The sequence below is a fragment of the Streptomyces sp. NPDC048277 genome (genome assembly GCF_040652235.1).
Lineage (GTDB): Bacteria > Actinomycetota > Actinomycetes > Streptomycetales > Streptomycetaceae > Streptomyces.
The window spans coordinates 44,946-57,604 of the sequence record NZ_JBEZLQ010000028.1 but is presented as its reverse complement, the minus strand read 5'-3'; the positions used below and the strand labels follow the sequence as shown (position 1 = coordinate 57,604).

Annotated in this window: 10 protein-coding genes; 2 read left to right on the top strand and 8 right to left on the bottom strand. The window is 72.7% G+C overall.

Translation table 11 applies throughout. The annotated features are described in order from the left end of the window. Positions 1–2 precede the first annotated feature (2 nt). Positions 3–587: a helix-turn-helix domain-containing protein gene (locus tag AB0D85_RS41770; RefSeq protein ID WP_362332869.1), complete on the top strand. Its 585-nt coding sequence runs from the start codon at positions 3–5 to the stop codon at positions 585–587. A gap of 235 nt (positions 588–822) precedes the next feature. On the opposite strand, the gene AB0D85_RS41765 is transcribed toward AB0D85_RS41770, so the two are convergent. The 3 genes from AB0D85_RS41765 to AB0D85_RS41755 all read right to left on the bottom strand — a co-directional run bounded on the left by AB0D85_RS41765 (position 823) and on the right by AB0D85_RS41755 (position 3,579). Next, a complete protein-coding gene (locus tag AB0D85_RS41765) occupies positions 823–1,611 on the bottom strand; it encodes a S16 family serine protease (protein ID WP_362332866.1) in 789 nt (262 codons plus the stop codon). A 79-nt stretch (positions 1,612–1,690) separates the two neighbouring features. Next, positions 1,691–2,800, bottom strand: coding sequence for an o-succinylbenzoate synthase (gene menC, locus AB0D85_RS41760; RefSeq protein ID WP_362332862.1), 1,110 nt, complete (start codon positions 2,798–2,800; stop codon positions 1,691–1,693). Beyond that, positions 2,797–3,579, bottom strand: a complete 783-nt coding sequence (locus tag AB0D85_RS41755) for a chorismate synthase (RefSeq protein WP_362332859.1) — start codon at positions 3,577–3,579, stop codon at positions 2,797–2,799. The genes menC and AB0D85_RS41755 overlap by 4 nt, the downstream gene beginning before the upstream one ends. A 116-nt stretch (positions 3,580–3,695) precedes the next feature. Here AB0D85_RS41755 and AB0D85_RS41750 point away from each other — a divergent pair, with 116 nt between their 5' ends. After that, positions 3,696–5,246 (top strand): helix-turn-helix domain-containing protein, encoded by a 1,551-nt coding sequence (locus AB0D85_RS41750; protein ID WP_362332856.1) that lies wholly within the window; start codon positions 3,696–3,698, stop codon positions 5,244–5,246. Here the strand turns inward: AB0D85_RS41750 and dapE are convergent. The 5 genes from dapE to AB0D85_RS41725 all read right to left on the bottom strand — a co-directional run bounded on the left by dapE (position 5,221) and on the right by AB0D85_RS41725 (position 12,506). After that, entirely contained in the window at positions 5,221–6,270 is a 1,050-nt protein-coding gene (dapE, locus tag AB0D85_RS41745) for a succinyl-diaminopimelate desuccinylase (protein ID WP_362332852.1), read from the bottom strand. The genes AB0D85_RS41750 and dapE overlap by 26 nt on opposite strands. Then, the gene (locus AB0D85_RS41740; protein ID WP_362332849.1) at positions 6,267–7,736 is read right to left on the bottom strand and encodes an amino acid permease; all 1,470 of its coding nucleotides are present in this window, start codon (positions 7,734–7,736) and stop codon (positions 6,267–6,269) included. Before AB0D85_RS41740 ends, dapE begins: the two co-directional genes overlap by 4 nt. 340 nt (positions 7,737–8,076) lie before the next feature. After that, the gene (locus AB0D85_RS41735; protein WP_362332846.1) at positions 8,077–8,718 is read right to left on the bottom strand and encodes a helix-turn-helix domain-containing protein; all 642 of its coding nucleotides are present in this window, start codon (positions 8,716–8,718) and stop codon (positions 8,077–8,079) included. A 374-nt stretch (positions 8,719–9,092) separates the two neighbouring features. Beyond that, a complete protein-coding gene (locus AB0D85_RS41730; protein ID WP_362332843.1) occupies positions 9,093–10,898 on the bottom strand; it encodes a DEAD/DEAH box helicase in 1,806 nt (601 codons plus the stop codon). Positions 10,899–11,069: 171 nt separating this feature from the next. Further along, positions 11,070–12,506 carry an MFS transporter gene (locus AB0D85_RS41725; protein ID WP_362332840.1) on the bottom strand — a complete coding sequence of 479 codons (1,437 nt, stop codon included), beginning with the start codon at positions 12,504–12,506 and terminating at the stop codon, positions 11,070–11,072. Positions 12,507–12,659: the final 153 nt, after the last annotated feature.

Here is a 12,659-nt window from a genome sequence, read left to right as displayed (position 1 = left end):
GTATGGACGAGCCCCGGGACTCTCAGGTCCGCAGCCTCGACGCCCGCTCCCTGCGCGGGCTCGCTCACCCCCTGCGGATGCAGTTGCTGGACGCCTTGCGCTTCGGTGGTCCGGCCACCGCTTCCCAACTCGCGGAGAAACTGGGGGAGTCCAGCGGGGCCACCAGTTACCACCTGCGCCAGCTCGCCGCCCACGGCTTCGTGGAGGACGCGCCCGAACGGGGCAAAGGGCGGGAACGCTGGTGGAAGGCGGTCCACAAGGGACTGAGCTTCGACGACTCCCTGCTGGCGGACAGCGATCCGGCCGTGCGCGGGGCCGCCGACATATACCTCCACGAGGTCGCCACGGCCCAGATCCAGAACCTGTCGACCTGGCTCGGCAACCGCACGACATGGCCCGAGGAGTGGAACCGCGTCTGGGACATGAGCAGTTCGACGCTACGGCTCACCCCCGACCTGTCCCGCGAGCTCATCGCCAAGCTGCACGCCGTGATCGACGAGTACCGCGACCGCGCCCCCGACCAGGACACCCCCGACGCGGAGCAAGTACGCATCCATACGCACCTCTTCCCCATCGAGACGGACTGAGAGGCAGACGACATGCACCCGCAGACCCAGCTCGCCCAGTACCGGATGGCCGAACTGCAGGCCCAGGCGGAGGCCTACCGCCGGTCGAAGGAGACCAGGCCGGAGAGGGAACTCCGCACACGCATCGGCTGGGCATTGGTCGAAGTCGGCCTGCGCCTTGCAACTCCAGCGCTGGCAACTCCCTAAGGGGCGCGGGGAACTGCGCGATCAGCCCCCACCCACCCGCAGCCAAAACTCAACAGCTGGGGACCTTCGCCCCCTTCTCCAACGCCACCAGATCAGACACCGCCCCCTTGAGACTGGTCACCGGCACCAGCCTCAGCCCCTTCGGCAACTCCGCCTTCGCATCGGCGCACTCATCCTTGGGCACAAGGAAAACACTCGCCCCATCCCGCCGCGCGGCCTGCGTCTTCAGCGCGACCCCGCCCACGGCCCCCACCGTGCCGTCCGCACTGATCGTGCCCGTACCGGCGATGTTCTTCCCTCCGGTGAGGTCTCCCCCACTCCCGTTCCCGTCGAGCTTGTCGATGATCCCGAGCGAGAACAGCAACCCCGCACTCGGCCCACCCACATCGGCGAGTTTCAAGGTCACCTTGACCTTGCCCGCACTGAGGTCGAGGTACTTCAGCGCGGCCTGGGCCGCCGCGTCCTGCGACTGCCGCATCTGCTCCGTGTTGTGCTGCTGGATCTCCTTGACACTGTTGCCGCTCGGGTACACCGAGTCCCGCGGCATCACCGCCCGGTCCGACCGGAACCAGCCGCCGATCACATCGCCCAGCGACACCCGCGCGTCCGGCCCGGTCGCCTCGATCGTCGTCATCCGCAGCTGCCCGCCCGTCGTCCGGGTGGGCGCCCCGGCGATGGTGATCACCGGGGTGCCCTGGTTGTCGCCGAGGACGTTCGCCGTCATCCCGGGCTGGGCCACCGAGAACGGCAGCGGCGCGAAGACGGCCGTACCGACGAGGGCCACGACGGGAACCGCACACACCGCGATGGCCTGGAGACGCGTGAGACGTGAGAGCACGGAGTCAATCTAACGCGACGACCTGTTCAGGCCATCGCCCCGGCCGCCGCTGCGGCCACCGCTGCGGCCACCGCTGCGGTCACCGCGTGAGCAGCTCGCGGCGCTCCAGGGTGAAGCGGCGCAGCGCGTCCGGCAGGGGCTCGATCCCGATCCCGGGACCGGTCGGCACCGGCAGGTGGCCGTCGTCCAGGACGAACGGTTCCGTGATGTCCTCGGCGAAGTACCGGCTCGACGCCGACGTGTCGCCCGGCAGCGTGAACCCCGGCAGCGCCGCCAGCGCCAGGTTGGGCGCCCGCCCGATCCCGGTCTCCAGCATGCCGCCGCACCACGCCGGCACCCCGTGGGCGCGGGCCACGTCGTGGATGCGGCGGGCCTCCAGATAGCCGCCGACCCGCGCGGGCTTGACGTTCACCACCCGGCACGCGTCCATGGCGATCGCCGCCGCCGTGTCGCGCGCGCTGTGCAGGGACTCGTCGAGACAGACCGGCGTCGCGATCCGCCGCTGCAGCTGGGCGTGGCCGTAGAGGTTGTCCTCCTCCAGCGGCTCCTCGATCAGCAGCAGCCCGAACTCGTCCAGCCGCCGCAGGTGCTCCGCGTCGGCGAGGCCGTACGCCGTGTTCGCGTCGACCTGGAGCGGCAGCGCGTCCCCGAACCGCTCGCGCACCGCCCGTACCGGCTCGACGTCCCAGCCGGGCTCGATCTTCAGCTTGATCCGGACGTACCCCTCGGCGAGATACCCCTCGACGTCGTCGAGCAGTTCGCCGACCGAGTCCTTGATGCCGACCGAGACACCGGCCGGCACCCGGTCCCGCACCGACCCGAGGAACACGGACAGCGGAATCCCGTAGGTCCGCAGCTCCGCGTCCAGCACCGCCGTCTCCAGCGCGGCCTTCGCCAGCTCGTGCCCCTTGACCTTCGCCGTGGCCGGACCGACCGCGGCGGAGGTGAGCCCCCGCAGCGCCGCCACCCGCGGCACCAGGAAGTCCCGCAGCACGATCTCCGCACCGGCCGTGAACTCCGAGCAGTACAGCGGCTCGGGGTCGGCGGCGAACTCCGACCAGCCCTCGGCGGTGTCGGTGACGACGTGGAGGAGGAAGGTGTCCTTCGTCGTCATGGTCCCGAAGGACGTACGGAAGGGCGTGACCAGCGGAATCGCGACATGCACGATCTCCACGCGCTCCAGCTTCATACTGCCGTTCCCTCCGTCGTGCGGGCGAGCGTGTACCAGCCGTCCCGGGACATCCCCACGGCCCGGAAGCCCTCGGCGAAGGCCGCCGTGAACACCTCGCGGACGGCGTACCGCCAGCGCAGCGCGAGCGCCGGGTCGGCGGCCCGCAGCCGTACGACGTCCTCCGGCACCCGGCACCACACGGCCCGGTCGCCGGGGTCGCGGCGGGCGAGGACCTCGCCGTCGGGGCCGTGGTGGCTGACCGGGGCGTCGTGCCTGTCGTACGACGTGGAGGGCACTGCGGCGGTGTCCGCCGTCAGGTCCCAGGTCACGGTCAGCCGGTCGCTCTCGTCGCCGTCGTTCACGCCGTCGGCCATCGGGCCGTAGAAGTCGACGAGGTACTCGGTGCCGGTGGCGCCCAGCTTGACCAGGTTGAAGCGGGAGTTGCGGCCGACCAGCGGGTCGAAGGTCCAGCGCATGGTGCGGGCGCCGCGCTCCAGGGCCCAGGCGCGCTGGGCCCGCTTCACGGCGTACCCGAGGCCCTGGTCGGCGGCTGCGACGAGGGAGTAGGTGTCGCGGTCCGGGCCGAACACGGCGACGGCCGCCCCGGCCAGCCGCGTGCCGTCGTACGCGGCGTGCACGGCGCCGCCCGCGTGGACCAGGCTGTGCAGGACCTCGGCCGGGTAGGGCGGTGCGGTGCGGGGCGTCTGCCAGACATCGCTGAAGTAGTCGGTCACGGCCGCGAGCCCGGCGACGTCGTGGACGGTACGGATGCCGACTCCGGTCTCGGTCAGGGTCATGATCCGAGTCTCGGAGCCGCCACCCTCCCCCGTGTTGTGCAGACGGACAAGGAATGCGTACCGTCATGAGGAGATCGGCCAAGAAGCCCCCGTTGAAGACCCCCGAAGGACCCCCTATGGACGCCTGCACCCTCGGCGACCTGCTCGACGTCGTCGGCGGTCCCTCCGTCCGGCTGCACACGGCCCCCGCCGGGCTGACCGTGCCGGTGACCGAGGCGCTGCTGTACGACGCCCACGCCCCGCTGCCCCGGCGGCCGGGGGCGCTGCTGCTGGCGGTCGGGGTGCGTGCGGCGGCGGCCGGGCCGCTGGTGCGGGCGGCCGCCGAGGCGGGGCTGACCGGGGTGGTGGTGCGGGGCGCGGACGGGCCGGTCGGGGAGGCGGAGACGCACGGGATCGCGCTGCTGTCGGTCGACGAGGACGCCGCCTGGCACCATGTCCACCTGCTGCTGGCCTCGGCGATCGGCGCCCGCCCGGCGGCCCCCGGGAGCGGGCTCGGCGACCTGTTCGCGCTGGCGGACGCGATCGCGGCGGGGGCCGGCGGGGCCACCGCGATCGAGGACCCCCGGCAGCGGATCCTCGCCTACTCCACCGTCGCAGGCCAGTCGGTCGACGAGGACCGGCGGCAGGGCATCCTGGGCCTCCAGGTACCGTCCAGCGCCGAGAACACCGAGCAGTACCGGACCCTGTTCGCCGCCGAACGGCCGGTCAGGCTCCCGGCGTTGACGGACGCCGACCTGCCCCGGCTGGCGATGGCGGTGCGGGCCGGCGGCGAGACGCTCGGCTCGGTCTGGGTGATCGACGGCGGCACGCTCGCCCCGGACGCCGAGGAGACCCTCGTCCAGGGCGCCGCCACCGCCGCCCTGCTCCTGCTGCGCGCCCGGGCGGCGCAGGAACTGGCCCGCCACCAGAGCGGCGACCTGCTGCGCCGCCTCCTGGACGGCACGGCGGACGCCCCGGCCGCCGCGGTCCGCCTGGGGGTGGAGGGCGAGGTGCGGGTGGCCGCGTTCGCCCTCGACACCACCACCAGCGTGCCGGACGCCGAGCGCACGGCGCTGCGCCTGCTGGACGTCGTACGGCTGCAGTGCGAGGCGCGCTACGGGCGGCACGCGTGTGTGCTGGCCGACGGGGTGGTGTACGCGCTGCTGCCCGGTCCGGGGGCCCGGCACCGGCCGCTGGCCGAGGACATCGTGCGGCGGGCCGGGCAGGCGCTCCGGGTGCCGGTGCGGGCGGGCCTTGGCGAACTGGTCCCGGACGTGAGCGGGGTGGTCGGCTCCCGGGCGGACGCGGACCTGGTGCTGCGGGTGCTGGACGCGGAGTGCCCGGTGGCCACGGTGGACGAGGTACGCCCCCGGGTCACCCTGCTGCGACTGGCCGAAGTCCTCGGCGAGCAGCGGGAGTTGAGCGCGGGGGCGTGGCAGCGGGTGCTGGCGTACGACGCCGGGCACGGCACCGAGTACGCCCGCACCCTGGTCTGCTGGTTCGACGCGGGCTGCGACATGGCGGGCGCGGCCGAGCTGCTGGCCGTCCACCCCAACACCTGCCGCTACCGGCTGCGCCAGGTCCGCCAGCACGTCGGGATCGACCTGGACGATCCCGACGAACGGCTGGTGCTGTGGCTGCAGTTGCGGGTACTGGCCGGGCTCAGCGCCGCCCGAGCCACGCCCTGAGGCTCTCCTCGCAGGCGCGCAACTGCCCGACCGGCACATACTCCCCCGCCGTGTGCGCGAGGGAGGGGTCCCCGGGGCCGTAGTTGAGCGCGGGCACGCCCAACGCCGCGAACCGCGCCACATCGGTCCACCCCAACTTGGGCCGGGGTACGGCCCCGAGCGCCTCGACGAGCCCGGCGACCCGGTCGAGGCGCGGCAGCGCACCGGCGACGACTTCGGTGACCCGGACCTCGTACTCCGGGAACAGCCCTCGTACGTACGCCTCCGCGTCCGCCGCCGAACGACTGGGCGCAAACCGGTAGTTGACACTCACCACGCACTCGTCCGGTACGACGTTCCCGGCGACCCCCGCCCGTACGGCGACCGCGCTCAGCCCCTCCCGGTACTCAAGGCCGTCGATCACGACCCGCTCGGCGGTGTGGTCGTCGAGCCGCTGGAGCACCCGGGCGGCCTTGTGTGCGGCGTTGACGCCCTGCCAGGCGCGGGCGGTGTGCGCGCGCCGGCCGGGTACGACGACGTCGGCGCTCAGATACCCCTGGCAGCCGGCCTCCACCCCGGCGTCGGAGGGCTCCATGAGGATGGCGAGGTCGGCGGCGAGAAGCTCGGGGGCCAGGTGGTTCAGGCCGTTGCGCTCCCCTTCCACCTCCTCGCACTCGTAGAGGACGAAGGTGAGGTCGGCGGCCGGTTCCGGGACGGTGGCGGCGAGCCGCAGGGCCACCGCCACCCCGCCCTTCATGTCACAGGCGCCGAGCCCGTGCACGCAGCCGTCGGCGAGCCGGGAGGGCAGGTTCCCGGCGGCCGGGACGGTGTCCAGGTGCCCGGCGATCAGGACGCGCCGGTCCCGGCCGAGGGCGGTGCGGGCGACGACGGTGTTGCCGACCCGGTCGACCTCAAGGTGCCCGAGGCCGCGCAGGGCGTGCTCCACGGCGTCCGCGATCCGGGCCTCCGCCCCGCTCTCGGAGGGGAGGTCGACGAGGGCCCGGGTGAGGTCGACGACGTCGGCGGTGAGGTCGAGGGTGGTCATGCGCTTTCCTGCGGGGCCGCGGCGGTGGTGTGGGCGAGCTTGGAGTGGCGGATGCCGTAGCAGCCGTAGAGGACGAGTCCGACGGCCATCCACGTCCCGAAGGCGATCCAGGTGTCGGCGCCGAGGCTGAACAGCATGTAGCCGCAGAAGCCGACGCCGAGGACGGGGACGACCGGGGAGAAGGGGACGCGGAAGGAGCGGGGCGCGTCCGGGCTGCGCCGCCGCAGGATCACCACGGCCAGGTTGACCAGCATGAACGCGAAGAGCGTGCCGATGCTGGTGGCGTCGGCGAGGCTGCCGAGCGGCACGAGGGCGGCGAGGACCGCGATGAAGGAGGAGACGATCACGGTGTTGGCGCGGGGCACCCCGGTGCGCGGGTGCACCTTCGCGAACAGCGGCGGCACGAGACCGTCCCGGGACATCGCGAACAGGATCCGGATCTGCCCGTACTGCACGGTGAGCACGACGCTGGTGGTGGCGACCACGGCACCGATGGAGAGCAGGATCGGCCACAGGTTCCCGCCGCCGACGGACCGCACCAGCACCTCGCTGAGCGTCGCCTCGGTCCCCGCGAACTCCTTCCACGGCATCGCGCCGAGCGCGGCGACCGCGACCAGCACGTACAGGGCCGTGACCAGGACGAGGGAGAGGATGATCGCCCGCGGCAGGTCGCGCTGCGGGTTGCGGGCCTCCTCGCCCGCGGTGGAGGCGGCGTCGAAGCCGATGTAGGAGAAGAAGAGCGATGCGGCCCCGGCGCTCATCCCGGCGGCGCCGAGCGGGAAGAGCGGCTGGAAGTTCCCGGCGTGGAACGCGGTGAACGCTACCCCGCAGAAGAGGATCAGGGCCGCGATCTTGACGCCGACCATGATGACGTTGGCGACGGCGCTCTCCCTGGCCCCGCGCAACAGCACGACCATCGCGAGTACGACGATGAGCGCGGCCGGGATGTTGAGCGTGCCACCGGCGCCGGGCGGGGCGCTGAGCGAGTCCGGCAGGGTGACACCGAAGGTGAGGTGGAGCAGTTCGTTGACGTACTGCCCCCAGCCGACGGCGACGGCGGCGACCGAGACGCCGTACTCCAGGATCAGACACCACCCGCACACCCAGGCGACGAGTTCGCCGAGGGTGGCGTAGGCGTAGCTGTACGACGATCCCGAGCCGGGGATCATGCCGGCGAGCTCGGCGTACGACAGGGCCGAGAACAGGGCGGTGACGCCGGCCAGCACGAAGGAGACGACGATCGCGGGGCCGGCCTCGGGCACGGCCTGCCCGAGCACGACGAAGATGCCGGTGCCCAGGGTCGCGCCGACGCTCAGCAGGGTGAGCTGTGTGACGCCCATCGTGCGCGTGAGCGGGCTGGCGCCGGCCTCGCCCACGAGGGTGTCGACGGACTGCCGCCGGGTGAGCCGACCCGCGGTGCCCGCGGCCCGCCGCCCTGGCCGCGGCCGTGTCCCAACCGTCTCCATACTCCGGCTCCCTCCGCCGTGGGCTCTTGTCTGGCCCTGATGATGCGGAGGGAGGGGGGTGGGGGTGGTGGGGGGATCGGCCAGAGGGTGGGGGGCGGGATTGGCGGATCGGCCAATGCGGGTGGGTGGGCGAAACAATGGGGGCGGTTCGGTGGTGTGCGGACTGCGGGTGGGTGGGGGCTGAGCGCGCAGTTCCCCGCGCCCCTGAAGGGGCGCTGCAGCCGCGTCAGCTTCCCAGCTGCGGGCATGCGTGCCGCCTGGGGCGGCACGGGTGGGCGCAGCGGCACCCGGCCAGCGCCGGTAAGCGAAACCCCCGCCCCAGCCCCCACCCGCCCGCGCCCTAACGCAACGCCTCCGCGACCTCCCGCGCCGCGTCCATCACCCGCGTCCCCACCCGCTCCGGCACGGAGTCCGCCAGCATCACGACCCCGACGCTGCCCTCGACCCCCGTGACCCCGAGCAGCGGCGCCGCGGCACCGCTCGCCCCGGCCTCCAACTCCCCGTGCGTCAGGGTGTACCCGGGTTCGTCCCTGGGCGAGTGCCGCGCCGCGAGGATCGCCTTGCCGGCGGCCCCCCGGTCCAGCGGGTGCCGGAACCCGGCGCGGTACGCCACGTGATAGTCGGTCCACGTCGGCTCGACGACCGCGACCGCGAGGGCCTCGGTCCCGTCGACCAGCGTGAGATGCGCGGTCGCCCCGATGTCCTCGGCGAGCGAACGCAGTGCCGGCAGGGCTGCTTCCCGTACCAGCGGATGCACCTGCCGGCCCAGCCGCAGCACGCCCAGCCCGACCCGGGCTCGCCCGCCCAGGTCGCGCCGTACCAGCGCATGCTGCTCAAGCGTGGCGAGCAACCGGTACACCACAGTCCGGTTCACGCCCAGTTTGGTGGAAAGCTCGGTGACGGTCAGCCCGTGGTCCGTGTCGGCCAGCAGTTTGAGGACCCTGAGGCCCCGATCGAGCGTCTGAGAGGTCTCCGCGGTCACGACGCCCACTCCTTAGGTGGTGAGGTCGGCAACCTCCAAGGCGGCGGATGCATCGCCGAGTCCCGTCAGCGACGCGCTTCAGAGGCCGCCGATCGGCAAGGCGGCCCGGCGGCTCCGGGCCCAGTCGCTTCACGGCTGCGCTCCGCGGCGGCGCTGCCACGGGGCGTGTGCGTAGCCGGACAGTAGCGGTGCGGGTTCGCTGAGCGGAAGCCTGCGTCCAGAATCCGGTCATGTACCGGTACGGACTACTTCGGTTTGAACCGGTATGTACACAGCGCCCTCGCTGGAGCGCCCCGTCAGGGGCGCGGGGCTGTGTGAATATGCGGCTCCGCCGCGCGGGCGCGAGCAACCACAGCGGACCCGCGGCCGACGAACTACCGCATCCGCGTAGCCCACTCCTGCACCTTGGCAATACGCTGCCGCAACTGCCCCGCGGTCGCCTCCGCACTCGGCGGCCCCCCGCACACGCGCCGCAGCTCCGTGTGGATCACCCCGTGCGGCTTCCCGCTCTGATGGACATACGCGCTGACCATCGTGTTCAGCTGCTTCCGCAGCTCCATCATCTCCTTGTGGGAGACGACGGGCCGCCGCTCGGCCGGCAGCTCCAGCAGGTCCGCCTCGGTGTCCGGCTTCTTGCGGCTGTGCGCGATCTGCCGGGCCTGCCGCTTCTGCAGCAGCATCTGCACCTGGTCGGGTTCGAGGAGCCCCGGGATACCGAGGTAGTCCTGCTCCTCCTCGCTCCCCGGGTGGGCCTGCATACCGAACTCGGCGCCGTCGTAGAGGACCCGGTCGAAGACGGCCTCGGACTCCAGCGCCTCGAAGGCGAACTGCTCCTGCTCGCCGGTGTCCTCGTCCTGCTCCTTGTTCGCCTCCTCCATCTCCTTCTCGGACTCGGCGTACGGGTCCTCCTCGCCGTCCTTCTTCGGCTTGTCGAGAGCGTGGTCGCGCTCGACCTCCATCTCGTTGGCGAAGGTGAGGAGATCGGGGACGGTCGGCAGGAAGACGGACGCGGTCTCGCCGCGCCGCCGGGACCGCACGAAGCGGCCGACGGCCTGGGCGAAGAAGAGGGGGGTGGAGATGGTCGTGGCGTAGACCCCCACGGCCAGCCGGGGCACGTCGACGCCCTCGGACACCATCCGCACGGCGACCATCCACCGGTCGTCGCTCGCGCTGAAGTCGTCGATCCGCTTGGAGGCACCGGTGTCGTCGGAGAGGACGAGGGTGGCCTTGGTGCCCGTGATCTCGCGGATCAGCTTGGCGTAGGCGCGCGCCGACTCCTGGTCGGAGGCGATGACGAGGGCCCCGGCGTCGGGGATGCCCTTGCGCACCTCGGTCAGCCGCTGGTCGGCGGCGCGCAGCACGGCCGGCATCCACTCACCGCGCGGGTCGAGCGCGGTGCGCCAGGCCTGGCTGACGGCGTCCTTGGTCATCGGCTCGCCGAGGCGGGCGGCGATCTCGTCACCGGCCTTGGTCCGCCAGCGCATGTTGCCGCTGTAGGAGAGGAAGATGACCGGGCGGACGACGTGGTCGGCGAGGGCGTTGCCGTATCCGTACGTGTAGTCGGCGGACGAGCGCCGGATCCCGTCCTGCCCCTCCTCGTACGTCACGAAGGGGATGGGGTTGGTGTCGGACCGGAAGGGCGTACCGGTCAGGGCCAGCCGCCGGGTCGCCGGCTCGAACGCCTCCAGGCAGGCCTCGCCCCAGGACTTGGAGTCACCGGCGTGGTGGATCTCGTCGAGGATGACGAGGGTCTTGCGCTGCTCGGAACGGTTGCGGTGCAGCATGGGTCGCACGCCGACACCGGCGTACGTGACGGCCACCCCGTCGTACTCGCGGCTGAGCGGTCCGGCGCTGTACTCGGGGTCGAGCTTGATGCCTATCCGCGCGGCGGCCTCCGCCCACTGCTTCTTCAGGTGCTCGGTGGGGGCGACCACGGTGACCTGCTGCACGACATGGTGGTGCAGCAGCCAGGAGGCCAGTGTCAGCGCGAAGGTCGTCTTCCCGGCGCCGGGTGTGGCCACGGCCAGGAAGTCACGCGGCTGCTCCTGGACGTACTTCTCCATGGCCCCCTGTTGCCAGGCACGCAGCCTGCTGGCGGTACCCCAGGGCGCCCGGCCCGGGAAGGCCGGCGAAAGGTGGTGGGAGTTGGAGGAGGACGGGGAAGCGGCGGTGGTAGTCACGGTCTCCGTAGTAAGGGGCTCGGGCGGCTACGTATGACAACCGGGCCACCCTACCGGCGCCGTACGGCTGTCAACGCGCGGACAAGGCCGGGTCACCCCCGGGTGGGACTCACGTCACAGATCACGAAGCCGCCGTGCGCTTGTTTGCGTCGGCCAGGGGGCGGTCGGGGTCTACGACGACCGCTCCCGCAGTCGCGTCGTCACCCACGCCCCGGTGAGCGCCACCGCCGCCATCGGCAGGAACACGGCGGCGAAGGCGGCCGGATGGGAGCCGGAGCCGGTCGTCCCCGTCATGCTGCCGCCGCCGAGGGCCGCGAAGGCCGCGCCGGTCGCGGCGAGCAGGACGACGTTCGACAGGGCGTCGGAGATCTGGAGGGCGGCGGAGTTGGCGCCGGCCTCCTCCGGGGCGGAGAGGCGGAGCAGCAGCACGCTGGTCGAGGCGATCACCAGGCCCATCCCGAAGCAGCCGACGCTCCAGGCGACGGCGACGATCCACACAGGCACGCCGTGCACGAGGACGCTGGGCGCGGCCGCGATCGACGCGGCGACCAGCACCATCCCGAGGGTCATCAGCCGTTCCCGGTACGGCCTCACGCGCGGCCGCGCCTGCACCCACGACCCGATCGCCCAGGTGACCCCGCCCGCCGCCAGCGAGAACCCGGCGAGGGTGGGCGACAGTCCCCGCTGGGTGACGAGCATCAGCGGCACGAAGGACTCCGCGGAGACGAAGGCGCCGGCCGCCACCCCGCGCAACAGGACGACCGACGGCAGGCCGCGGGCGGCCCGGTAGGTGCCGCGCGGCAGCAGACCGCGCACGGCAGGCACCATCAGCACGCCCCCGGCCACCCCCGGCAGCACCGACACCCACCGCAGATCCTGGGCGGCGTACTGCAGCAGTCCGGCGCCGAGGGACACGGCCAGGGCGAGCCGGATCCGCCGCCGGTCGAGGGCGCCGTCGCCCCCTCCCGCCACGGGCCCGCCGGCCCGGCGCCGTATCTGGGGCAGCGCGAGCGCCAGCGGAAACACGATCAGCGCCGGGATCCCGAGGAACACCCACCGCCACCCGAGGTGCTCGGTCACCGCGCCGGAGGCAAGCGGCCCGACGATGGACGGCACCACCCACCCGGCGGCGAAGGCGGCCATGATCGCGGGCCGCAGCCGCTCCGGGTAGGCCCGCCCCACGACGACGTACAGCGCGACGATGACCAGTCCGCCGCCGAACCCCTGCACGGCCCGCCCCAGGATGAACATCCACATGCTCTGGGCGGTCCCGGCGACGACGAGCCCGGCGGCGAAGGACCCGATCCCGGCCGTCAGCGCCCCGAGCGGCCCCTTCCGGTCCGACCACTGCCCGGACAGCACCATCCCGAACAGGCTGGTCGTGAAGTACCCGGAGAAGGCGAACGCGTACAGCGAGACCCCGTCCAGCTCCCGGGCCGCGACCGGCATCGCCGTCCCCACGGCCGTCGCCTCGAAGGCGATCAGCAGCACCACGGACACGATCCCGACGCTCAGCGCCCGGTACGACCGCCCCAGCACACCCTCGTCATCGGCTCTGTCTGCTGTCTCATCCGCGACGACGGCGTCGCTGGGCTCAAGGGCGGTCATGCACACCACGGTAAGTCCCAACCCTCACTTTGGCCCCTGTCGCGAGCCCCACCCCGCCTCGGACCTTGGTCGTACGCCCCCCGTTCATGAACGCCGTGTGGCAGTCGCATTGCAGCCCCACCGATTCCCTTGAACCCCTCCCCCGCCCCGCCC